The sequence below is a fragment of the Leptolyngbya sp. UWPOB_LEPTO1 genome (assembly GCF_017302695.1).
In the GTDB taxonomy this organism is placed as follows: Bacteria; Cyanobacteriota; Cyanobacteriia; order Leptolyngbyales; family Leptolyngbyaceae; genus Leptolyngbya; species Leptolyngbya boryana.
This window is the reverse complement of sequence record NZ_JAFLCJ010000013.1, coordinates 167,731-193,173: the sequence shown is the minus strand read 5'-3', so window position 1 is coordinate 193,173 and position 25,443 is coordinate 167,731. Positions and strand designations below refer to the sequence as shown.

General features: G+C 48.2%; 12 protein-coding genes. 9 read left to right on the top strand and 3 right to left on the bottom strand.

The annotated features are described in order from the left end of the window. Nucleotides 1-15 precede the first annotated feature (15 nt). The 4 genes from J0L70_RS19885 to J0L70_RS19870 are packed head-to-tail and all read left to right on the top strand — an operon-like array spanning nucleotide 16 to nucleotide 14,521. Nucleotides 16-3,405: a DUF6603 domain-containing protein gene (locus J0L70_RS19885; RefSeq protein WP_287455635.1), complete on the top strand. Its 3,390-nt coding sequence runs from the start codon at nucleotides 16-18 to the stop codon at nucleotides 3,403-3,405. Then, nucleotides 3,402-6,788, top strand: a complete 3,387-nt coding sequence (locus J0L70_RS19880; protein WP_287455634.1) for a hypothetical protein — start codon at nucleotides 3,402-3,404, stop codon at nucleotides 6,786-6,788. The genes J0L70_RS19885 and J0L70_RS19880 overlap by 4 nt, the downstream gene beginning before the upstream one ends. Nucleotides 6,789-6,848: 60 nt before the next feature. Beyond that, nucleotides 6,849-12,581: a hypothetical protein gene (locus J0L70_RS19875; RefSeq protein ID WP_287455633.1), complete on the top strand. Its 5,733-nt coding sequence runs from the start codon at nucleotides 6,849-6,851 to the stop codon at nucleotides 12,579-12,581. Beyond that, nucleotides 12,578-14,521, top strand: a complete 1,944-nt coding sequence (locus J0L70_RS19870; protein WP_287455632.1) for a hypothetical protein — start codon at nucleotides 12,578-12,580, stop codon at nucleotides 14,519-14,521. The genes J0L70_RS19875 and J0L70_RS19870 overlap by 4 nt, the downstream gene beginning before the upstream one ends. A 48-nt stretch (nucleotides 14,522-14,569) precedes the next feature. Here the strand turns inward: J0L70_RS19870 and J0L70_RS19865 are convergent, their stop codons facing one another. After that, nucleotides 14,570-15,124, bottom strand: coding sequence for a TetR/AcrR family transcriptional regulator (locus J0L70_RS19865; RefSeq protein WP_190652428.1), 555 nt, complete (start codon nucleotides 15,122-15,124; stop codon nucleotides 14,570-14,572). Nucleotides 15,125-15,240: 116 nt separating this feature from the next. On the opposite strand from J0L70_RS19865, the gene J0L70_RS19860 reads away from it, so the two are divergent. The 3 genes from J0L70_RS19860 (at nucleotide 15,241) to J0L70_RS19850 (ending at nucleotide 17,426) form a co-directional block, all read left to right on the top strand. After that, nucleotides 15,241-15,840 carry a glutathione S-transferase family protein gene (locus J0L70_RS19860; RefSeq protein ID WP_287455631.1) on the top strand — a complete coding sequence of 200 codons (600 nt, stop codon included), beginning with the start codon at nucleotides 15,241-15,243 and terminating at the stop codon, nucleotides 15,838-15,840. Between the two features lie 33 nt (nucleotides 15,841-15,873). Next, nucleotides 15,874-16,824, top strand: a complete 951-nt coding sequence (locus tag J0L70_RS19855; protein WP_287455630.1) for a pyridoxamine 5'-phosphate oxidase family protein — start codon at nucleotides 15,874-15,876, stop codon at nucleotides 16,822-16,824. Nucleotides 16,825-16,982: 158 nt separating this feature from the next. Continuing rightward, nucleotides 16,983-17,426, top strand: coding sequence for a YidH family protein (locus tag J0L70_RS19850; RefSeq protein WP_036044364.1), 444 nt, complete (start codon nucleotides 16,983-16,985; stop codon nucleotides 17,424-17,426). 73 nt (nucleotides 17,427-17,499) lie between these two features. On the opposite strand, the gene J0L70_RS19845 is transcribed toward J0L70_RS19850, so the two are convergent. Beyond that, nucleotides 17,500-21,006: a WD40 domain-containing protein gene (locus tag J0L70_RS19845; protein ID WP_287455629.1), complete on the bottom strand. Its 3,507-nt coding sequence runs from the start codon at nucleotides 21,004-21,006 to the stop codon at nucleotides 17,500-17,502. 111 nt (nucleotides 21,007-21,117) lie between these two features. Continuing rightward, nucleotides 21,118-22,446, bottom strand: a complete 1,329-nt coding sequence (locus J0L70_RS19840; protein WP_287455628.1) for an AAA-like domain-containing protein — start codon at nucleotides 22,444-22,446, stop codon at nucleotides 21,118-21,120. A gap of 278 nt (nucleotides 22,447-22,724) precedes the next feature. Here J0L70_RS19840 and J0L70_RS19835 point away from each other — a divergent pair, with 278 nt between their 5' ends. Further along, nucleotides 22,725-23,261 (top strand): CARDB domain-containing protein, encoded by a 537-nt coding sequence (locus J0L70_RS19835; protein ID WP_017286163.1) that lies wholly within the window; start codon nucleotides 22,725-22,727, stop codon nucleotides 23,259-23,261. Between the two features lie 177 nt (nucleotides 23,262-23,438). Beyond that, on the top strand, nucleotides 23,439-25,331 hold the full coding sequence (locus J0L70_RS19830; RefSeq protein WP_287455627.1) for a serine hydrolase: 1,893 nt from the start codon (nucleotides 23,439-23,441) through the stop codon (nucleotides 25,329-25,331). Nucleotides 25,332-25,443 lie beyond the last annotated feature (112 nt).

Here is a 25,443-nt window from a genome sequence, read left to right as displayed (position 1 = left end):
AAAGTGAGAACTGAGATGCCCCAACAGGATGCCCTGCAATCGATTCTGACCGAGACCAGTTTAGCGATCGCGCCCCTGCGCTCAATCCGAACGCCAGACCAAGCGATCGCGTTTTTTCGGCAACTTGGATTTGAACTTCCAGCCGGGGCGGGAGGCAGTTCACTCACCGCATTAGCGACTCAGGCGGGAGAATTAGTCGAGGCGATTCGGCAGTTACTCTCTGCGAGTGGAGAAGGAGCGGTAGCAAGTGCGATCGCGACTGTTTTTGCCCGACTCGGGACGACTGTTGATGCGATCGCTCAATTCAAAAATCAGGTGCAATCATCAGGGGGAGCATCGATTCCTAATATTGATGATTTGCCTCGGCGGCTGACAGATTTTTTGCTCTTAGACTATCTGATGCAGCAGAAGACGCAAGTCCATGAGGCACTGTTATTGTTGGGGCTAATTGAGCATGAACCAGCACCTGCTGCTGGACAAACCATGCGACGGATTAACTGGGATAGGCTTGGCACGTTTTTTACTGACCCCATTCAGATCGCGAATGCAGTCTACGCTTGGGAGAGCGACTTTGATTCAGATAAGTTTTTAGCTCGGTTGGAGCGATTGATGCGATCTGCATCGCTACCGGGAGGACGATACACTCAATCTGATACCACGCGAACAGTGTTGGGCAATAGTTCAACAACCTTGCAGGATTTGCGGTTTCCACTGTTGCAGAAAGGATTTACAGCAGAGACATACAGCCAGTTTGGAATTACGATCGCACCTGTCCAGGCGCAAGCAGGTAAGCCAAAAGGCGTGGCACTGTTGCCCTATTTACTCGGAGGAGCAGCGTTTGAGTTTGGGGTGTGCGATCGCGGTGAATTAGTGTTTGAGTCTACAGCCGATATCCAGGGTGTGGGATTGATTGTTCGTCCACCGCTGAATGTTGAAGGGATTCTCAATCTGGTTGGAGCTTTTCGCGCCGCCGTTACGATTCGAGAGAAGACGAGTCGTGCAGATGAAATCGTTTTAATCGGTTCGCCCGGAGGCACGCGATTAGCAGTACAAGGATTAGGGGTGTCCTGGTTTGCTCAAAATCCTCGTGGAGAGTTGGATCTGGGCATGGCAGCCGAGATTGGTGCTTTGCGATTGGTGGTGTCTGGGGGCGAAGGAGATGGGTTTCTCCAGCAGATTTTGTCGAGCTTGAATGTGCAGGCGGAAGCGAGTCTAGCACTGGGCATCACGTTACTTTCAGGGTTTACCTTCCAGGGAGGCGCAAAGCTCGCTCTAGAATTAGCTGTGCATTTGGATCTCGGTCTCTTGCAGATTCAGGGATTACGTTTGGCATTAGAACCAGCAGCAGATCGCTTTAAGGTGGAAGCGGGAGCAGTACTGAAGCTCAGCTTGGGACCCTTGCAAGCAGTGGTTGAGAATATTGGGGTGCAGGCGGCGCTGGTGTTCCGGCAAGGGAATTTAGGATCGACGGATTTAGCGATCGACTTTAAGCCTCCCAATGGTGTCGGATTGTCCGTTGATGCTGGCGTGGTGAAGGGTGGCGGGTATTTGTTCTTTGACTTCGATCGAGAAGAATACGCGGGCGCATTGGAGTTAGTGTTTAGTGGATTTCTGACGCTTAAAGCGATCGGGCTAATCACGACTAAGATGCCTGATGGCTCAAAGGGATTCTCGCTCTTAATTATCATCACAGCGGAATTTGGGACAGGATTGCAACTGGGCTTCGGATTTACGTTGCTTGGGGTCGGCGGATTGTTGGGACTTAATCGCACAATGCAGTTGCAGCCGCTCGTCGAAGGTGTCCGGACTGGAGCGCTCAATAGCATTTTGTTCCCCCGCGATGTGATTGCCAATGCACCGCGCATTCTCAGTGACTTACGAACGTTTTTCCCACCGCAGCAAGGTAAGTTTTTGATTGGACCGATGGCGAAGCTCGGTTGGGGAACGCCGACGCTGATTTCTCTGTCCTTGGGCATCATTATCGAGATTCCGGGCAACATTGCGATCTTGGGGGTGTTGCGAGTCGCACTGCCGACGGAAGAAGCCGCGTTGCTGGTGTTGCAGGTTAGTTTTATTGGTGCGATCGAGTTTGATAAAAAGCGGATTTACTTCTTTGCCACTCTGTTTGAGTCGCGGATTCTGTTCCTGACGCTTGAAGGGGAAATGGGGCTACTCGTTGCCTATGGCGATGATCCCAACTTTGTCGTCAGTGTGGGCGGGTTCCATCCTCGGTTTAATCCACCCCCCTTGCCGTTCCCCAGTCCGAATCGGATCTCGGTCAATATCTTAAATGAATCGAATGCCCGGATTCGGGTGATGAACTATTTCGCAGTAACCAGCAACACGGTGCAGTTTGGGGCACGTGCGGAATTGTTCTTTGGCTTTAGTGCCTTTAGCGTGGAAGGTCATATTGGCTATGATGCGCTGATTCAGTTTTCGCCTTTTTACTTCATTATTGAAATTTCTGCTTCAGTGTCGCTGAAGGTATTCGGAGCAGGCGTGTTCACGATTCGATTGCAGTTCTCTCTCGAAGGGCCAACGCCTTGGCGAGCTAGAGGAACGGGCTATCTCTCGATTCTGTTCTTTGAGATCTCGGCAGACTTTGATATTACCTGGGGTGAGAAAAAGGATACAACGTTGCCCCCTGTGCCTGCGATGCCGATTCTGAAGGCAGAGTTTGAAAAACTGCAAAATTGGCGCGCGATCTTACCGCCCGAAAACAATTTGTTCGTTTCTCTCCGCAAGCTCGATCCGTCTGTAGAACTCGTTTTACATCCAGTCGGTATGCTTCGGATTAGCCAGAAAGCCGTGCCGTTGGATGTGGCGATCGATAAAGTCGGCACTCAAAAAGTAAGCGATGCAAAACGCTTCTCGGTTGAGGTGGCAAGCGGGGGATTAGCCAAGACGGCAGATGTCACAGAGCAATTTGCGATCGCACAATTCCAAAATCTAGACGATGCAAGTAAACTGTCTCGCCGCGCCTACGATCCACTGACGGGCGGACTCGATCTTTCTGCACCTGGAAAAGCACTGCGCTCTAGTAAACTGGTTCGACGACGAGTGCGCTACGAAGAAATCATCATTGATAGTAACTACAAACGATTCATCCGCCGCTTCCGGATTTTTAACGGAGTGTTGTTTATACATTTCCTCGGCAGCAATAGCATCAGCCAATCCGTGCTATCAAAGGCTTACCGTACCAAACTACAGCCTTTTAAGGAAAAAGTTGCTGTTCGAGAAGAAGCGTTTGTTGTGGCATTTCAAGCGAACAATCAAGCCTTTCAAAGTACGGCTCAATTCAACAGTCAGACCCAAGCACTGGCTTATCTGCAACGGCAGGTCAACCAAAACCCTGATTTATACGATCGCTTACATGTGATTCCGCAGCACGAGGTGAACCGATGAGTGATGCCCTTTCTACCTATTCCTTTTTGCCCTGGTTACGGCAGGGTATTGCAAACAATATCCAGTCGGGCAGTTCCAAACTGCGAGCAGAAATCCCCGTGCAGTTGACCCTCAAAGGCGAAGGGATTAGTCCGTCCCCTTTGAGTGATTCCATTAACAAGTCGATTCAAGTTTATGGGCCTGGGGATGTCGTCGGAATTGAGAAACGAGCGATCGTCAAAGTCGAACCGCGTCATTGGATTACGAATTTTGAGCCGAACTATCTGCCTTATATTGAGTTTTACGACGAAGATTTTCCCTGGCGCTACACTCCAGCGGCTCCCGATCTTGCTAAGCATCGCCTTACACCTTGGATCATGCTTGTCGTGTTGACGGAGTCTGAATTTGAATCGGGGAAGAACATTCAAAATCGACCGCTCTCTTACATTGAGATCGCTCAAGCAGAGACAGTACTTCCTAAGTTCGATCAACTTTGGGCGTGGGCGCATGTTCATGTCAATCGAGATTTAGGAGCGACGGGTGAAGGAATGTCATCGACCCAAACCGATGCCTTCTTAGCCAAGTTACAAACGGCGCTCAATGAGAATCCAGACTTTGGCTATTCGCGGATTCTCTGCCCACGCAAGCTTGCTGCTAATACGGCATATCATGCCTTCTTGATGCCCGTCTTTGAGTCCGGTCGGCTTGCAGGGCTAGGGCTAGATCCAGCAAAAACACCTTCAGTCACAGCCTTTGCCGGAGCAAACTATAGCGGGCGGCTCGATTCCACCGCTTACCCGTACTATCATCGCTGGTATTTTCAGACGGGGAGTCAGGGAGATTTTGAATACTTAGTTCGGCTCTTGCAGCCGAAACCTGTGGATAAAAGCGTTGGTCGGCGGGATTTAGATGTGCAGCGACCCGGTGCGAACCTCCCCGGAATTTTCGATTTAGATGGCATTCTCAAACTCGGTGGAGCGTTACGCGTTCCCTTGGAAAGCTTGAACCCCGAAGAACAAGGAGAAGTGTTGACCTATGAAAATTGGGCACAGCCTTCTCCTCACCCGTTTCAGTCGGCATTAGCTTCCTTGATCAACTTGGCGGATGACTATACTGTTCAATCCGCACTGGATGCAAATCAACAGTTGCCCGTCCCTCCCACAACTCCGATCGAGCCAGAACCATCGTCTGAACCTGTGCCGGAGACGGAAACAGATGCCGATCCGCTGATTACCCCACCCATCTACGGTTGCTGGCACGCGCTGACTCAACGATTGTTGAGCGATCGAGCATCAAATCCCCTCCCAAACTCAGAGAACTGGGTGCATGAGTTGAACCTCGATCCGCGTCATCGAGTCGCGGCTGGCTTTGGAACAGATGTTGTGCGAACCAATCAAGAAGACTACATGAATGCTGCTTGGGAGCAAGTCGGCGATGTGCTAGAAGCAAACCGACGGATTCGCTGGGCGCAATTAGCAAAAGAAGTGTCTTGGGTTTGGTATGACCGACATTTGCGCCCTTGGCGACAGGTGAGTTTGAACTCTGTGCTTGTGTTTACAGCCCCGTTGCATCGTCGAGTCGTCGATCCAGAGCAAGGATTAACAGTTCATCACCAGTTGCAGACAAGTCGAGTCGTGCCTGCGCTGATGTCAACGCCAATGAGAAGAGTGTTGCGATCGCGCGGTCGGATCATGAAATCGCTGCCTTTCTCTGGAACGATTCAACCGACAACATTGCTCGATCGTGTAAACACAGGAGAAGTTAGCCCTGCTCCACCCAAACAAACGCCCGGTGGAGTTCTCACGGTCGATGAAGTCGCGGACATTGTTGAACCGGATGATATTCCAACCCCGATCAAAGATTTGCTGCGTCGCTTTCCTTGGTTGCCTTTGGTGGTGCTATTGTTGCTCTTTTTGCTCGCAATCCTCGTCTTGGGGCTGAGTGGACTTTTAGTGCTGGTTGCTGCGATCGCGTTTGGGGTGCTGTTCCGGTACTACGATCGCTTACAACGCTGGGCGCAAGGAGTCCAACAGTCAGTTGCGATTCGCGAAGTGGATCAAACCCCTGCCTCAGTTGATGAGATTCCCCGCAGTCCTAATTTTGAAATCGCAGAACCAGGATCAGAGATTCGACCAAAACTCGGTGATACAGATAGCCCAGAAGCCATCACATTTAAAGCCGCACTCAAAGACAGTTACGAACTGATCGAAGCCAGTCGCGAAGTCGGTCAAACGCCTTACCGAGGATCGGTTAATTTGCCGAACTTAGGAACCACGACTTTCGAGAAAATTAATCCCGAAGTTACGATTCCACGCCGTATAGAATCCACAATCTTCTTTCCAGAACGGCTCAAAGATCTCCTACCGCAACTCGCTGAAACCTTTATCGAGGCAATGGCATATCCGGAGATCGATTTGCCCATGTACAAACCTTTAGTCAGCATTTCCTCAGAACTGTTCTTGCCCAACATCAACAAAATTGAACAAAACAGTATTACGCTGCTCGAAACCAACCAAAAGTTTATCGAAGCTTACATGGTGGGACTGAACCATGAGTTTGCTCGTGAACTCTTGTGGCGAGAATATCCCACCGATCAGCGTGGTAGCTATTTCCGTCAGTTTTGGGATGTGAGTAGTTTCTTGAATCCTGGCAATCTCAATGATGCAGCACTCAAAGAAAAGCTCCGTGACATTCCTCCGTTACACCGTTGGTCACAGGCTTCTAAATTGGGCGATCACGATCACCGAGAAGCTCAGGGTGACAAGGAAGAAGAGGTTGTCCTAGTCATTCGGGGTGAACTACTCAAGAAATATCCTACGGCTGTGATCTATGCTCACAAAGCAGAATGGGCGTTGAAAGACGATGGCACGATCGATCTTACGAAAGAACGTCGCCTGGTTTCCCTTAGCGATGCCGAACTTGCCAATCCGCCCCGCACTAAGGTGAAAACACCGCTATATCAAGCACAAGTATCGCCTGATATCTATTTCTTTGGCTTTGACCTTACGGCTCTAGAGGCGCGAGGGGGTTCGGGAACTGAGCCGGGCGATCAGAACAAAGCAGGCTGGTTTTTTGTGATCAAAGAGCGACCTGGAGAACCACGCTTTGGTCTAGACATTGACCATTCTGGCGCGCCCAATGTTTGGAATCTCTGGAATGACCTCGCGTGGGAAGATGTGCAACCCGCTCCTCCTGGCTCATTTCTGGAGATTAACCGCAGTTTTACGCTGACGGCTCCTAACCCCGGTGCGGATGCCGAAGGACCTGCCCGACTCACTCAGCACAATGAAGATCGCGACATTCGATGGGATGTGGACACGAATGCTGCTGATCTGGCTTACATCCTTTATCAAGTTCCGGTTTTAGTTGCAGTTCATGCAGCCGAAATGTTGTCAGCCCCTTAACTGCGAACCCATTCAACCTTTCAGAATTGTCTTTTTTAACAATCACTCAAGGAAGCCCCTATGCCAGAGTTTGAAGATTTTAGAACCGCTCTGAATCAGGCTCGCACCCAGAAGCAGCAGGCTCACTTAGACCTGTTCAAGAGCCAGGAGCGGCAACAGCAAATCCAGGCTGAACTGGATCAACTCGCCCAGATTTTTGATCCACAAAATCAGGAGCATGTGGCTCGGCAACAAAGGCTAAATCGGGCTGCAATCCAAGCTAGGGGAACGGTGCAAGCAAATCAGGAGCGCTATGATCGCAATTTTGAGCTAGAATCTTCGAGCTTTGAGCGGTTCAAAACCTTATTACTTGATCCACGCCAACAGGTAGAACGTCTCTCCGATGACTATCCGATTCTCCTATTGCCCCTGCGTTTAGAAACTCGCTTCAAAACGATTACAACAAACAATGCGCCCCGCACAGAACTCTGGGTGCGAGTCTATCCCGATGATTGTGCGATCGACACGTTTGAACCTTTACTATCTCAATCTGAATTAAAAAACGCCCAAACTTATTGGACTCAAAGCTGGCAAGCGGGAGGACGCGAAGATCAAGAGCGCGCAGCTTGGCGCGGGTTAGTCAGCAGTCATGGGTCAGGGCGATCGCGCTGGATTCTCGATCGCTATCGCCCGATGAATCTGGATCAAAAACCAACATTCGACGCTGAAAACACGCCGGCTCTCATCTTGACCATTCCAACCGACAATCTGCCTCCAGAAGCAGACGCACTGAAGGTCTACTGGGAATCGGTATGGCGGCTCAATGGAGAAACTGAACAGACGCGAAATACCTTAAATGGAACAGTCGGCGCAGCGCGGGCGGAAGTCCTCATTCAACAATACATTCCCAATAACTTAAGCGTTACACCTCAGTCTCCCTTAACTAAGGAAAATGCGTCGATCACTGTAGACTTTGTAGTCTTTCCGAACGCTGAAGATGTCGCAGTCAAACAACTATCCTGGAGCCAGGCTCCCAAAACCACGATCCTGCCTGATTGTTTCGTCCTGATTGGACAAGCTGGCGATATTCGCTTTGAACAAGTTGGTCGTCCGATTCCTTCACCCTTAGTTGTCGGCCCCGATCCCAATGCACCTCCAGAACAACAGTTGCGCCAGGAAAATGGCGAACTATTGATCAGTGACGAAATGCGTTGGATGGTCGATTTTGAGCGAGCTGTCGAGTGGGGAATGGGCTTCAAAGTGCCCCTAGATGCTGAGCAGGCACGCAATGGTCTCGATCGCTTAATGGTACTGGGGCTAAAACTCAGTGCAGATGAAAAAGCAGGACAAACCCAACTCGAAACGCTCTTACAGCATCATCACTGGGGACGCAGTGGCTTGAGTATCCTGCCTCAAGGGACACCCACGAACAATACTGATCAGATAGGGGCTGGATTTAGTCGAGCAGAAGATGCTGATGCAAGCTATGACTCCGTGTTTGGCACAACGTCTACTGATGATCCGTTTGCTGAAACCGATATGTTTCGTAAACGAGATGGTCAGTGGTTAGCGGAAGCCCTTGGGATTGATCCGCAGATTTTGAGAACTGTGCCGAATTGCGATCGTACGGATCAAACAGAAGCTCGTGCGATGAATACCGCACTGTGGTCTGCAACCCTGGGCTATAGCCTGGAAACTATGCTGCATCCCGTATTAACAGATAGTGCTGTTGACGATACTCGCTGGTTTTTCAATCGCTTCGTCAGTGGGCGCGGCTCCATTGCTGCTCTACGAATTGGACGACAACCCTACGGAATCTTGCCTACTACTGCTTTTTCGCAAATTCAGTGGGTGTCTCCCGAACGCCTTCCGAAGCTATTAGGAACATCGAAGCTCGAAATTTCTCGCACGTTTTTGAGTCGCTTGTATGAGATTCTTCAGATTATGGATGCTGATTGGGCAGCGCAGGTTGCGAAGGTTTCCTGGGTTGGCAAACCGGGAGATGCTCACAAGACGCTTTTAGATATTGTTGGACTTCATGCTAGCTCTGTAGAATACTACCAGCGCTATGCCGAGAGCTTGCAGCAGTTGTTCAATCGACTCAATTTGCAAGGTGGGCTAGGCGGTCAGTTTTTTGCGGCGTTAATTGCAGCAGGCTATACCCAAAGCGGTCTAGATTTACTCCGAAAACTCGGATATCGCGGTGAGCAGACACCGGATGTATTACAGAAATTTTTCCTCTCCAGCCAAAACCTGATGAAAGGTGCAGTCATTGACGATCGCCCTTTATCAGAAGTCGATCCGATTCGGAGCTATACCGCCGATCGTAAAAACTACATTCAGTGGCTACAAGAGGCAGCATCGACTTCTCTAGAAACATTGCGCCAACAGCAAGGATTTCTCGACAACAAAGCTCCGAATGCCCTCTTATATCTGTTCTTGCGCCATGCGTTGCTCTTGGGCTATTGGGATGTCAGTTGGCGGCTACATCGCGGCGCAGAAGTGCTTTCAGCGAATGAATTAGAGCAACTGCGGCGAGAACCCAACTTTGTGCATGTCAAGACTCAGGCAAATACGAGTGAGAGTCGCTGGCAACTGCTCTATAAGACCGAGGCTCGGATTACGGGAGAAGGCGATCGCACGATCGCAGATTTCATTCCTCAAGCTCTCACGCAATTCGCCTTTGAAACTCGCTATCTCAACGACCAACTTCGCGCACTAGACCACTTAAAAGATGTCCCTACCGCAAGATTAGAGCGCCTCTTTGCTGAACATATCGACTGTTGTACCTATCGACTCGATGCCTGGAAGCTTGGTCTAGTCAATTTTCAATGGATGGCAATGCGGAGTCGGTCTGCACCACCCGCACCAACGCCAACACCTGCACCTCTTCCTATTCCTCGCTTTCAACAAGAAGCTGTAGCGTCTCAGCCCTCAAATCGTCGAGGTATTTATCTCGGAGCTTACGGCTGGCTCGAAAATATTCGACCTGAAAATAAAGTTCTCACCCCAAAAAACCTAAGTCCAGACCTTGCAAAGATCTTTGATCCCGCACCGGTGCAACAGCCCCCTGTAACGGCTCCTCAGCGGAAAGCGCCAGCCGCGCGCGTCGTTTCTCGATCGACAATTTTGCAAGACAACCAAAATGCTGGCTATATCCATGCACCTTCTCTCAATCATGCTGTGACCGCAGCAGTATTGCGGAATGGCTATCTGTCTACTGCTCAACCCGATCATCGCAAAACTTTAGCAGTAAATCTCTCATCTGAACGAGTACGAGTCGCGCTCGCTGTTCTAGAAGGGATTCGCGAGGGTCAAAGCTTAGGAGCACTACTCGGCTACCAACTGGAGCGAGGATTACACGATCGACATAACATGGCAGAAGTCGATCAATTTATTTTCAAATTACGCAAAGCATTTCCGCTTCGAGCCGATCGACTTTCACCCACGCGCACTGATCCAAACGTGCCCATTGAAGCGATCGAAGCTCGAAACGTCCTAGATGGGCTGAGTTTAGTGAATCACGTTAAACGTCAGACCAATCCTGACCAACGAGTCTATCCTTTTGGCAAAGCTCTGCCCTCTGCTACTTCTGCTCAAGCGGCTGCGATCAATGCCGAAGTCGATCGACTCCTCAATCTCCATGATGCGGTTGCAGATCTCGCTTTAGCAGAAGGCGTTCACCAAGCAGTACAAGGCAATTACGATCGAGCCGCAGCAACGCTCGACACCTATAGCAAGGGAAATTTTCCACCCGAACCCGAAGTTGTGCAAACTCCCCGCAGTGGTATTACGCTCACCCATCGTGTCGGGCTACAATTGCAGCCGGGTTTGGATTCTACGACCTCGCCTATCGCTGGTTTGCCGATGACACCTCGCGCTCAGGCAGAACCCGCTTTGAATCATTGGTTAGCTCAGGTCTTACCCGAACCAGAGCGAGTTGCTTGTCGGATTAGCTACCGTCATCCCGTCACAAATGCCGTATCCGCGCCGATTACGGTCACACAGCAAGATCTGGGGTTGCAGCCGATCGATTTGCTTTACCTCAATCAAACTGATAGTCAAGCAGGCATGGGAGAGTTAGACGATCGCTTGCGTCGATGGCTGTTTGATCATCCACCGAGTGGAGCTTTACGACCGGATACAGCTATCACACTGCACTACACAGAACGAATAGAAAACAAAATCAGTTTCTTTGAGGTGTCTGCTTTGCTAAACCATCTGCGATCGCTGATTTTGCGATCGCAACCTCTCAAAGCCAGTGATGTGACTCCTCCGACCAGCACTCAAAGTCAAAGCACTGTCATTGATCAGCGTCCTCGCCTCGAACCACTCGTCACTTCTCTGCAAAATGAACTCACGAATCAACTTCTTCCATTCCGAAACTTGCTTCAGGGTTTACTAGCCGATTTAGAAGGGAATCGATCGCAAATTCTCAGTCAAATCGACAGCCACTTGAATACCTTTATAACCCGTATGGTTGCACTCAGCATCTATGGGTTACCGCAAACAGGCTGGGGGCTAGCCTACGATCAAAAACGTCAGCTTTTTGAATCTATCCTTGAGCAAGTGCGATCGCGGGTGAATCTCTGGCAAGAGCGACAGCAGCAGTTCACCTTACAGTTAGCAGCTTATGATGCACTGCCGCCTGAAACTTCGGATCGCGATCGTATCGATGCTTTAATTGCTCTAGAGCGGCTAGTTGCTAGTACACCTAGCTCCACCCTACCTGCTAGCTTAGCGGACTATCGAAGCGCGATCGTGAATCAGTCTACGCTCTTTGCTAATCAACTCAGTAGCTTCCAGGCAATTCTAACCACGAGCGAAGTGAATCTCGCACCTCTGCTCAGTAGTCTTCAAGTGTCGATCGCAGACTTTGATGTTTTGCCCCTAGATCTCAGCGCTCCAGAACAGCAAATCATCGCGCTCACCGAAGATTTGCTGCGAATTGTCACAGCCGTTGCCCAAGATATTGTCCTGCGGCTACAAACGATTCAGACCCAATTCACGACCTATGACAACAGCGCCAATCCTGAAACCCGCTTAACTGCTGTTCAAGCTGTTGCTGCTGCTCTGTTCGGCGATGACTTTAAGCTCATTCCTGAATTTACGCTTGCTCCTGACGCTGGCGCGAGTTGGCAAAACGCAATGACAGCTAGCCTCAACCAGGATCTATTCAGTCACCTGAGTGCTGCTGGCATTGACTTCCCCATTGATGACTGGCTGTATGGTATCGCTCGTGTCCGTGAAAAGATGCGCCATTGGGAACAACTTGTTATGCTGAGCGGTGCGTTTGGTAGACCTGAACCCGAACTTCAGCCGATTCAACTCCCTTATCGTTCTGGCGATCCGTGGTTAGGCTTGCAATTTCCTGAAAATTTCCAACTCGGTGAACAGTTAAAAGGCGATCGCTTACTCTATAGCGCCTACTACACTGTGCCATTCAATCCTAATCAGCGCCAATGTGGACTGTTGCTCGATGAATGGACTGAAGTGATTCCGGGTGAGACAGAAACCACGGGGATTGCTTTCCACTACGATCGCCCCAACTGTGAACCGCCCCAAACCTGGTTATTCGTCACACCGCCGCGAGCCACGGGCAATTGGCAATGGTCTGACCTGACTGGGGCTTTAATCGAAACCTTAGAGATGGCGAAAAAACGAGCCGTTGAACCTGACCAACTCGACGACACCGCCTATGCCCGGTTTCTCCCTGCCACGATCATGGCAGCGACCCTCTATCAGATCTCGATTTCCGCCAACCTTGCTCTCAACAACAAAGTCCATGACTTTCTGCTAAACCGCGACTCATGAACAAATACACCATTGCCAATCTCTCTGAAGCCCTAAGCCGTCGCACCTTCCCCACGATTACCCTATGGAATCGGTTAGAAGGTCGCCCCCGCACTGCAAACTTCGATCGCGCGCTCAAAGCCGAGGTTCGCGATGCCTTGTGGATGTTGACTCGTCAATGGCAGCTTGGAGAATTTCAAGGAGACGATGCGGGTTCACCCGTTTTCGCCAAACTGCACGTTGCGACGACTCGACTGACTCGCTATCAAGCCAAAAATCATCCTCCCACCGACTTTGCCGATCAACATCCCCTAGAAGCCACGGTCGAACGTCGAGCGATCGCTTTAACCCAAGGACAACAACGCCTTTCTCTAGATTTGCGCCTCCTGATGGGGCGGCAATGGCTCAAACTCATTCGCACTCCGCCGTCTGGCACTGACTATCGTTCTGCTTATCAAACCCGATACCCGATCGACTTACCTGATCCAATGAGCCGGACAGATGCCCCGATTTGTGCCGACCTCAACACTTGGCAACAGGTTGCAGCCGTCGCAGGACGACGATTAGATGGCGGTCAATTGTACCAATATTTAACAACGCCTGCTCCTGCGGGTGAGCCAACGCCTCAAGTTTCTGACGGCATTGCTGTTGCTCCGGGAGACGAGACTTTCCTAGCAGAACAAGCGGTGAAATTTGTGCAATGGTTTCAGAAGCTCTATGATCAGCCGATCGCAGAAAACGATGCCTGGGATGCTGCACGCTTAGAATACCAGTTTGCCTGCTCTGCACCTATTGCAACCAGTGAAACGACCTCTAGAGAACAAGTTCTTGTTGCTGATGAATACTACCAGGGACATCTCGATTGGTACAACTTCGACATTGATCCTGCTGCTGAAAGCCTACTGCCTAAGCCAGAGTCTACTGAACCGCCAGCACGACCTTCAGTTTTACAAACTGATACCCAAACACTGATCCCTAACCCGATTAGCTTTGCCGGAATGCCCAATACGCGCTGGTGGAGCTTTGAAGATCAAAAAACTAACTTTGGAGATATTAAGCCAGATACCACTGACATTGCCAAACTGATGGTGATGGAGTTCGGCTTGGTCTATGCGAATGACTGGTTTTTGATTCCCTATACTTTACCGGTCGGCAGTCTGGCTGAAGTGCGTGGGCTAGTTGTCACGAATGTATTTGGAGAACGTACCTGGATTGATCCCTCTGGAGCAGGAGCCGATAATGACTGGCAGCGTTGGAGCCTCTTTACGATTAGCCAAAAAGATTCTCCCGACACGCCCTCGATCGTGGGCAAAACTTTGTCAGACCAGCAACCTGCGAGTAATCAATTATTACTCTTGCCAACGGTACCCAAAATTCAAGAAAGCAGTCCGCTAGAGTCAGTTTTGCTCGTCCGCGATGAGATGGCAAATATGGTTTGGGGAGTTGAGAAAACAATTCCGACGGCTAGCGGCATCAGTCAATCTGGCGATGAAGCTGCGATCTCACTTCACAATGTCTATCAACGGCTCCTCAATCAACAACTCGCGGTTGCTCCGGTTCCAACTCCTCTTGATCGAGCGAACATTCGGTATCTGGTCATGACCTCAGTCCCCGAAAACTGGATTCCTTTCATCCCCGTGCATCAATCAGGTGACTCTCGCCAGATTCAACTACAACGGGCTGCCCTGCCGCGAATTTTAGCAGGTGATCCCAACCCACCGCTGAAAGTCCGCCCTAGAACCAATCTACTGCGCCCCGGACTCGATCAAAAACAAGCCTACTATATTCATGAAGAAACAGTTCCAAGAGCGGGAGTGCGAGTGACCCAATCTTTCCAACGAACTCGCTGGCGTGATGGTCGGGTAGTGGTTTGGCTAGGCGCACGTAAACAAACTGGACGAGGCGAAGCTTCCAGTGGTCTAGCCTTCGATCGAATCGTTGAAGGACAGCCTCCAAGCTAAATGAATCACCAAGGATCGTAAATTAACATCTCGCATCGTCATCAAGCTTCATGTGCCTAGATTTTGGCAGAGTTGCTGTGGTAGCTGTTTCAGCGATCGCTGAAAGATTTCAGGATTATCCAACCCTTGCGCCACAATCAAACTGCCCTGAATTGTAATTACCATATCTTCTCCGCGCTGCTGAGCTGTCGTCAAATCCAGTCCTGCATCTACTAAAACCTGTGCCACTGCACGAATCCAAGCAGAATATCTAGCTTGAACACGATCGTGAAAAAGATCGCGCGCTGACCCTAAGAGCAACGTGGCGGTTATACAAGGCTGGCGACCCGCTTCATAAAGTTCGCTTAAGCGATCGCACATTCGCTGTAGTTTTTCCAGAGCAGAATCATCCCCTTGCAACGTCGGTAATACATGCTCTGCCAACCATGCATCCAAATAATCCATCACCGCTTGCACCATCTCATCCTTGCCTCCAGGAAAATGGTGATACAAACTTGCCTTTCCTAACCCTGTCGCTTCAGAAATCCTCGCCAGTGTCGCTCCATCGTAGCCGTAATGCCGAAACAGTTGCAGCAAGCAGGGGATGTAAGTGTCTTTAGGCATGGTTTAGGTATGAAAAGTAACTTTAGAAAGATGCTATTGACATTATACCGAACGAACGGTACAGTTTGACTAGACCGAACGAACGGTACAAATCTTTCTCACTTCGAGGATCAATCATGATTAAGCTCTATGGGCACGAAATGTCTGGCAACAGCTACAAAGTCCGCCTTTTTCTGGAACTGCTCAGTGTTGAGTATGAATGGATCAAAGTAGATCTGATGAAAGCAGAACACAAATCGCCAGAGTATCTAGCACTCAACTCCTTTGGACAGGTTCCTTTGCTCATTGATCAAGAAGTTAAGCTCGCGGATGCTCAGGCAATCTTAGTTTATTTAGCGCGACAGTACGGTGATGCACAATGGTTACCGCTCGATGCGTTGCCATTAGCTCAGGTGATTCGGTGGTTATCTACAACTGCTGGAGAAGTCCGTCAGGGACCAGAAAATGCGAGGCTCTACCATCTGTTCGGCGCGACGAGCATCAACATTGAACGCACTGAGCAAAAATCAGACTATATCCTGACTCAACTGAATCAGCACTTAAGTACACGCACGTGGTTAGAGTTTGAACATCCCACGATCGCTGATATTGCTGTGTTTCCTTATGTTGCCTTGGCACGAGATGGAAAAATTGATTTGGATGCCTATCCTCATGTGCTGGCTTGGATTGATCGGGTGAAGCAATTGCCAGGTTATATCTCGATGGCTGGGCTATAGGCTGCTCAACTCAAGTCTTACAGGAGGAACACGATGGCAATCTCAGGCTGGACGCGCACTGAATCTCCTTTCCATGCAGGCGAATTAGCAATTCAAGCCCGTCTGGGAGTCCAGGAACAGATCGATCAACAAGGGCGGCGGATAATTCGAGAATTTCTTCCCGATCAACATCGCCAGTTCTTTGCTCAATTGCCTTACGTGATTGTAGGGACAGTCGATACAGCAGGCAATCCCTGGGCTTCTATATTGGTCGGAAATCCAGGGTTTCTCTCCACTCCCGACGATCGCACTTTGCACATTGCTGCAAAACCTCTGTTTGGCGATCCGTTAGCAACCACTCTGACCAATGGCATCGATATTGGATTACTAGGCATCGACTTATCAACTCGTCGCCGGAATCGATTAAACGGAGTTGTGACGGCAACTGGAAAGGATAGCTTTGAGGTACACGTTAGACAGAGCTTTGGGAATTGTCCTCAGTATATTCAAGTTCGTCGATCGCAATTTGCTGAGATTGATCCGACAGCACTCAAACCCGTCCAGTCGATCATTCAGTTTGGAGCATCAGAACGATCGATGATCACAGCGTCCGACACATTCTTTATTGCAACTGCTTATCAAGCGAAATCCGCAGGATCTGCGAGTGGTGTTGATGTTTCCCATCGGGGCGGTAAACCGGGGTTTGTCAGGATTGATGACGATCGGACGCTCACGATTCCTGATTTTGCTGGCAACAATCACTTTAATACGCTTGGCAACCTAGAACTGAATCCTCGCGCAGGATTGGTGTTTGTAGATTTCGAGCAAGGTGATTTGATGTACTTGACAGGAAGTGCTGAGGTTGTTTGGGAAGAGACTGAGATACGTGCTTATAAAGGAGCAGAGCGACTGTTACGCTTCAAACTTGAGCAGGGATATCGGGTGGAAGGTAGCCTTCCCTTGCGCTGGTCAGCTCCAGAGTTTTCGCCCTTTCTCGATCGCTAATTTCTCAGCAGTCTCAATCTACTCATCAAAACAAGACAAACAGTTACTAAAATTCGTCATGGTGATTCAAAATGCCTTCAACCCACTTTCCCTCTTCGGCAAGATGTAAATGAGCTTCGGAAGTTTTAGACTACACAGCTTGCTATGTGAATATTGCGATGAAAGAGCCTAAAATCGATCGACAGCGTGAACATCAAGCGAATGAGCGAACCTTTCTCGCGTGGCTTCGCACCTCAATTGCACTGATCGGCTTTGGGTTTGCACTGGCTCGATTTGGGCTTTTTCTCACCCAGTTGAACCTGAGTTTGACTCAACAGAATACGCCCCCTCATCCCTTGTTCAATTCGCAAAATTTGGGGCTAAGTCTAGTGGTTTTGGGAATCGTGACGATCGCGCTTGCTGCTTGGCGATATAACCAAGTTTTTTGGCAGATCGAGCGCGGTGATTATCGCCCAGATCGATCGCTGGTGTGGATTATGACTGGAGCGGTGATTCTGTTGGGTGGATTAAGCATTCCGCTGATTATGTGGCGCGATCGAGAACTGCCGCAAAAGCCTATCCCTCAGAAATTGCTGCAACCGAGAATGACTAGGCGGCAGTAGCTTATATTTTTCAATTAACCGTGATGAGATACTGCTGGCGTTCATCGCTCAATAGGTTTCAGAGAACAATTCTCTAGAGGCGTTGACAAATAGTTCGGGCTTCTAAATGAGTTGAAGAGTTAGCAAAGTATCCTTTGAACCAGCCACAGCTTGACTTCATTAAGCGATCGAGGTCTGAATCCAAGCGCCACACTTTTACCGTATTGTCATACCCCGCAGAAACCAATGTTTTACTATCAGCACTAAAACTGAGACTGAGAATCTGATTACTATGTCCTTCTAAGGTTCTCAGAAGCGATCCATCGGATACTTTCCAGAGATTAATCGTGTGGTCACTACTTGCCGATGCAAGCATCGTGCCATCGGGACTAAACTTGAGTCGTCTGACACTTCCACGATGCCCTCGAATTGTATTGATTACGGATTCCGTTTGAATATCCCAAATCTTAATTAGACTATCATCGCCTCCCGTTGCAAGTCGCTGACCATCCATGCTGAAATCGGCGGTGAGAACCTGATTACTATGTCGATCGAAGGTTTTGAGCATTGCCCCCGTTTCAACATCCCAAATTCTCGCAGTTAAAAGATTACAAGCGGCTACGATTCGCTTACCATCTTCACTCATGCCAAGGCTTCCAATGCCACACCGCTTTTTAGAATCATCTTGAATCGTTCTGACAAGCTGCCCAGTTCCAACATTCCACAGATTAATCTTCTTACCGTCTCCACCTCCTGTCGCTAAAAGCTTGCCATCAGAACTAAACCGAACACTACCAAAACGATGATCATCCTGTAGATTGCGAACGATTGTTCCCGTTTTAGCATCCCAAATCTTGACAGTGCGATCGGAACTCGCAGAAGCAATCTGTGTTCCATCTGGGCTGAATCGCACACTTCTCACAGCATCTCGATGTCCTTTCAACTCTTTTATCGGTCTTCCAGTTTCAACGTCCCAAAGCTTAATCGAATGGTCTGCTCCACCTGCTGCAAAAAATTTACTATCTGGACTCAGACTTACGCTAATCAAATTCTTTTGCGAAACCTCGAAAGACTTCGGCTCATTGACCTGTAGCTTCCAAAGCTTGACGACTCCATCGACACCTCCCGATGCTAAAAATTGTCCGTCTGGACTCCAACTCAATGCCCATACTCGCCCATAGTGCCCTTTGAGAATTTGAGGGTGAGTCGTTTCATCTTGAATGTCAACCAAATTCCGTTGCTTGATTGCTCCATCAGAATCGGCTGTTACGATCGACTTGCCATCGGGACTAAATCTCACATTCCAAACTGAACTCGAATTATCAATCTCTTTGATCAGCGAACCATCTGCGACTTTCCATAACCGCACCGATCCGCCTTGACTCGCTGAAACAAGCTGTTGTCCATCTGGGCTGAAATGAACGGCTCTCACGACATCAGGATGACCCGGCAATTGGAGGCGTGCTTTTCCAGTCTGCACATTCCATAATCGCACCGTTCGATCGGCACTGGCTGAAGCGAGAGATGTGCCATCGGGACTAAAGTTGATGCTCGTTACCCAACCCGTATGACCTGAGAGCGATCGCAAAAGCTGTCCATCCGAAACTCGCCATAGCTTGATCAATTTATCAGAACTACTCGTAGCGAGCATTTGACCATCAGGACTAAATCGCACACTTCTTACATTGTCTTGCTCAGTCTTTACGGTCTTGACCAGTTCCCCCGTTTCAACGTTCCAAAGTTTCACGACCCCATCTCGACTCGCGGAAGCCAGTAACTTTCCATCTGAACTAAAATGAACACTCCAGAGGCGATCTGCGTGTTCTAGTGTTCGTATCAGCTTTCCAGTTTGAGCTTCCCAGAGTTTTGCTGTGCCATCTTCACTGGCTGAAGCAATGATTTGACCATTCGGACTAAAATTGAGTTCTAAAATGCCATTCGCATGTCCTTCTAAGCGGTTGTATTCTCGAACTCCATTGATAGCTTGATGCAGCATCGCAGTAATCTGTTGCCGGATTTCTGGTTTGATCGATTGCGATCGCTCTAAAGTTTGAAGTTTATGCCCTGCTTGAATTGCCATGAGCAACGCCTCAAAAGGGCTGGATTCATAAACTCTTTGAGATGAGAGATTGAGTTGCCGCAGTTCAGCTTCATTCAATTCATGTCGTGCTTGCTGAACTTGGAAAGCAACCAGACCAGCCGTGAGCAAAGAGAGACCTAAAATTGCTGAACCGATCGCGATCGTACGTTTCGCTTTCTTCTGAGCAGCGTTTAGCGTCAGATTTGCTTCCGCGAGAATTTGACTCTCTTCCGCTTGGACAGCAAGCGCATGTTGAACTGCTTGTTTCTCTAGGTCTTGGCTTGCTGCTAGAAAGCGATAGTCTAAAACGCTTAAATCTTGATATTCTGACCATTCCAGCGCATCTTTTAAGGCTTGTCCTCGAAGTAATCGCGATTCATCCTGGCACTCAGAAGCAATCCACGCATTGAAAGCTTCTACGTAAGGGCGGCATTTCTGGAATTGTTTCTCAATCCACTCTAGATTGAAAACTTGAGCATAGATCTTGTTATAGACTCGCAATTTACCTTGCTGTTTAACAACTAATCCTGAAAGCTGGAGTTCTGTTTGTTCAGAGCTGCTGTCTGCGATGAGTTCTCCTTGCTGTAAGATTTGCTGGTAAATTCCTAAAAGGCGGCTGACTCGCTGTTCATTGCGAAACAAGCGATCGCGAATTGTCCTCAAATGTTCTGGTTCGTCCTGTGCTTCCCAGTTGTCAATAATTCGATCTTGAATCAAGCAGCTAATCGAATTAAATTCTGGATGCTGAGTCACAAGTTGGCAGATTTTCTGAGTGAGAAAAGGTTGCCCACCTGTCCAAGCGAGGATTTCTGCTAGTGCAGCTTCAGGATTTCCAAGATGAGACAGTCCTTGTGCCAGCGTTTGAGCTTCTTGAATCTGAAAACCATGAAGTGCGATCGCTCGTCCGATATTAAATGGCGTTTGCGTTTTATCTGCAATCAAATCAGAAGGAGTCGCAACGCCCAAAAGCGCAAACGTGAGCCGATGGTATTTAGGATGATCAACCCGACAATTGTAAAAGTATCGAATCAGCGCAAAGAAGTCATCAAGTGAGAAATCCTGACTGAGAACGCGATCGATTTCATCAATAAAAATCACAATATCAGTGCGAATCTCAGTCAGCAAAATTTCATCAATGAATAGATTGAGTCGCTGAATGGGAGAAAGGAGATCTTGCTGCGATCGCCACCAGCTTCGCCAATTTACTTTATTGCCTAATTGGCAACTACTGACGATCGCATTGACGATTCCCGCATACCACTTTTCAGCCGTAACTCCTTGCGTCCCGATTCCAGTCAAATCAATAAAAGCACAAGTAACCCCATCGGCTTGCAGTCGTTGCATCGTTTGAACTCGCAAGCTAGATTTACCCATTTGACGAGAGTTCAACACATAGCAAAACTCTCCAGCTTTTAGCGCGCGATAAAATTCCGCATCTGCTTCGCGTGTGACATAGCTTGTTGCTGTTGCTGGAAGACTTCCACCAACCTGGTATGCGTAGTGTCGAAGTTGCTCTGCCATAATCTCACCAGACCAATGCTGATTCAATCAATGTACTGTAGTTTTCTGGCACTGAGTTGGATCTCTGCAAAGACCCGACTTTATCCCATCTATTGATTCAATGACCTGACTTTATACAGCAGCCAACACTCGACCAAAGTAATCTCGATACAAATTGCACCAAGGTGTAACAAAATTGCCTCGTCTCTGAACTAACCCCATACTATGCAATTTGTAAATTTGCATTGAAGCGAGTTCCACCGCATTCGGCGAGAGAACAACCGTCTTAAATGCTTCCAATAGTTGCGGTAACTGCTGTAGAACTTCCAAATAATGCCGCAGATGAGCATTATAAACTCCTGACTCTGTAGCAGCTTCCTGCAACAATTGTTCTAATGTCACTCTCCCAGTTGCAACATAATACAAAGATAAACGCACTAAATAAGGATGTCCGCCTACCATTTGCATCAAAGCTTCAACCTGTGTTGGGTTCCAACTGAGTCCATGCAATTGTGCCAGAGATTGAATCTGTTCTCGATCGAATTCCGACAATTCTACCGGAACTCCTGCATTAAAGAGAGATTGATTGATATCTAAAGGAATATACGCCTCAGTCGAATGTGCAATCACTAATCGTAGACGTTTCCATAAATCGACAATCTTGCCTTTCTCATGCCAACTTCTGAGCATTCCGAGAACATCTTCAACCACTGTAGAATAAGGAAATAATCGATCGACTTCATCAATACCGAGAACTAACGGACAATCGATTTGAGGGAGTAAATATTCTTCAAAGTAAGCTGTGCAGTTATCATTACTTCCCAAAATCTCAGTATCCCAATAGTCATCTAAGCAATTTTTCAGTTTCAACTGCCGACCCACCATGCAGCATAGCCAGCGCAGAAACTTATCTAAATCAGTTAAAATTGCGCGATCGACACTGCTCAAATCCAGATACACAGCTTGACAATTATGATTCGCTGCATAGGATAAAATTCGAGTGAGCAGAGAGGTCTTACCCATTAAATTCGGAGCTTTGACTCGAATCAATGCTCCAGGATTGAGAACAGTCTCATAGCAGAGTAGCTCAACTCCCGTACGCTCAACATACATGGGCGAATCTAATGCCACTGCTCCTTCTGGAAACGGTAAATTTGGAGTAACTTCAATACTTCTACTCGGTTGAGATCTTCTCAGAGCTTCCTTAAAGTTCTTTTTCGTCACTCGCTCCCCAATCGCGATCGACAATTTTCTCCAAAGCTTATTGCCAATATCTTTATTCAAGTACTCTGCACTGTAACCATAGCTTTTTGCCATATCATCATAGGTTTGTTCTTCCCACGATGCTTGCAGTACTTTGATTTCAATATCACTTAAATGTTGATTGAAAGCACGAAACACAATATTATCTGCGATCGCTTTAGCGTCAGCCCACAACAGCTCTGATTCTAGCTCCATCATGTCAAGTTTCCCTCTTGTCATAGCTGTTCTTACGCTGACCTTATTTTAAATATGCACTCTGGATTTGACGATTACCCACTCGGCTAATCATTTTCATCTCCTGATTTAATCTGATTTTTCCAGTACAACCCGTCCAAAAAGCCTGATTTTACTCCCCTGGCACTCGACAAATTCTCAGCCGACAATAGCCAGTAACAAAGTCACCCAGCGCAAGCATATTTACAATTTGTTCGCCCTATAGACTTTGTGCCATCTATTAATGAATGAGGACAATCACCATGAAACGCCATCTTTTAATTGCTTTGAGTTCTGTCGCTGCTCTCTCAATGTCTGCTGTTAGCGCGATCGCTGCCACTCCCAATCCTCAGCCGGGTTGCCCCGATGGTTGGGTTCCCCGTCCCCCCGAATTGAATCCTGCTCTCGGTGAATGTATGCCAGGTGAGATTGCGCCCCCTAGCGGAGGTGGAATTCTGAAAAAACAACTTCCTGATCTGAAAATTAGGGAATATCAGTTTTCTGAGCGCGCGCCGCAATCTGTTAGAGTACAAATTATCAATCAGGGTAATGCGATCGCGAAACCAAGTAACCTAAGACTGACGGTTACTCAAATCAAGGGAGTAAAAGTCAATCGAATGCTTGAAGTGCAGCTTCCCGCGTTTAAGCCGCATCAATCCTCTAACTTTCTCGTGAATGCAAGTGAAATTTTGCCCAGTGATGTTGATCTCAAAGATACAACATTTCGCTTGAAAGCAGATGCAACACTGCTAGTCAATGAGTCCGACGAGTCTGATAACGTTGCTCTACATCATCCCTAGCTCAGTAAGCTCGCAAGATTTCTAAATCTACTCGTTTAGCTTGATGAGCAATCAGGTTGTATCTTTGCAAAACATTTAGCCATCAAGATACAACCTGACGACTGCATCCTCCACATTGCACAATCGTGAAGGCTATTCATTTCGACAACACACTTTGATTCTGTAAGGTTACTGACCATGAAACGAATTGCGATCGCTACTTTAACAATGCTAGGTCTTGTATTTCCCCTTGCTAGTAAGACCTTAGCAAGCCCGATTGATGATCCAAATAATATTGATTGGGCATCGATTCGAGGCTATGACAGCAAGGATTTTAACGAATACTTCAACAAGAAAAAAGCAGAAGGATACCGAGTCGTTGATCTCGAAGTCGATGAAATCAATGGCAAAGCAAATTATGCTGCAATCTTTCAGAAAAATACAGATCAAAGAGGCTGGGCAAGCTTACGAGATTTGTCTGACGAAGAGTTCTCCAAACGCTGGAATGAGTTCAAAGACAAAGGATTTCGGCTGATTGATCAAGAAGCTTATACCTTAAATGGAAAGCGTTTCTATGCAGGCGTTTGGGAAGAAAACAAAGGAAATCTAGGATGGGTTTCGTATCGGAATGTTGACGGAGAAGAATTTGGCAAGCGCTTCAAGCAGTACAGCGATCAAGGCTTCCGCATGATTGATACAGAAGCCTACTCCAGTGGTGGTAAAACGCTCTACAGTGCAATCTGGATCAAGAATACAGACAATGTAAACTGGGTTGCGTTCCGTGATATGTCTGAATCTGCCTATGCAGAGAAGTTTAAGTCTCTCAATGAGCAAGGCTATCGATCGCTAGATTTTGAATCCTACGTTCGCAATGGTGAGCAACAATATGCCGCGATTTGGGTGAAAAACAATGGGAGAGCCTGGGCATCTCGACGCGATATGACGGCAAATCAATACGCGAACTGGTGGAAAACCTACACCGATGAAGGCTACCGTTTAGTAGACTTTGAAGCCTACAACACTCCCCAAGGAACTCGCTATGCAGGCATCTGGCGGCAAAATGGCGAAAAACTTTCCTGGCAACCGAAAAAGGCTGTTGATAATGCAATTTCAGACTATCAAAAGCAATTCAATATTCCTGGAATTAGCGTCGCGATCGTACAAAACGGCAAACTAATCTACACTCGTGGTTTTGGCTATGCAGATATCGAACAGCAGAAGGTTGCTCACTCTGGCACAGTTTTCCGAACCGCATCAGTGGCGAAACTCATTACAAGAGCTTTGACGTTGCGCTTGGACGACCAGAATGTGTTGTCGATCGACAAACCGACTCGAACCTATGTGCCCATTCTTCCCCAACATCACACTCACACTGTTCGCCAACTTTTAGAACATCAGTCAGGAATTCGGCACTATCGAGGCAGTAACCGCAAAAATTGCGAAGTTCCCAATAATTCAGCATGGAAGGATTCGAGCAACACTCAATACGCCACTTCAACTCAAGCGACTGAACTGTTCCGTGATGATCCGTTAATGTTCTCTCCGGGAGCTAAAACTTGCTATAGCACCCATGCTTATACAGTCGTAGGCGCGGCAATCGAAGGAGCATCTAAACAATCTTTTACAGGCATCTTCGATCGCGAAATTACTCAAGGATTAGGACTTTCTACTTTACGTCCTGAGCTGATTTCTCAAGCAAATCCGGAGCGTGCTACACTTTACCGCGACAAAACCAGTTCTGCTGCCAAAAACGTTCCCTCAACACGAGACAACATCAGTTGGAAAATAGGCGGCGGCGGACTCGAAACTTCCAGCGTCGATCTTGCTCGATTTGGCATGAGATTACTTCCTGGTCAGTCCTTCCTCTCCCAAAAATCTTATGATGACCTATGGAGAGGGCGCAAAACGATTCAGCATAGCGGTGCTCAGAATGGTGCAAATTCTTATCTCCGAGTTCATTCTGAAAAAGGAACAGTGATTGCAGTCCTCTCGAATCAATCACTTGAGCTTGGGGAGAATGATCCCAACCAAGATGAAGCAGGTGTAGGTAAGTTGACCGATGCAATTAGCAGCATTATCCTGAAGGATTAACAATCCAGATAGCTGGTTGAGAAGAGAGATTTCACCCTCTCTTCTTATGCTTTGTCTAACGACTTGAGAGGCACGTATGCCATAGAAGCCGATAGAAAGGGCGCAGGGGGTA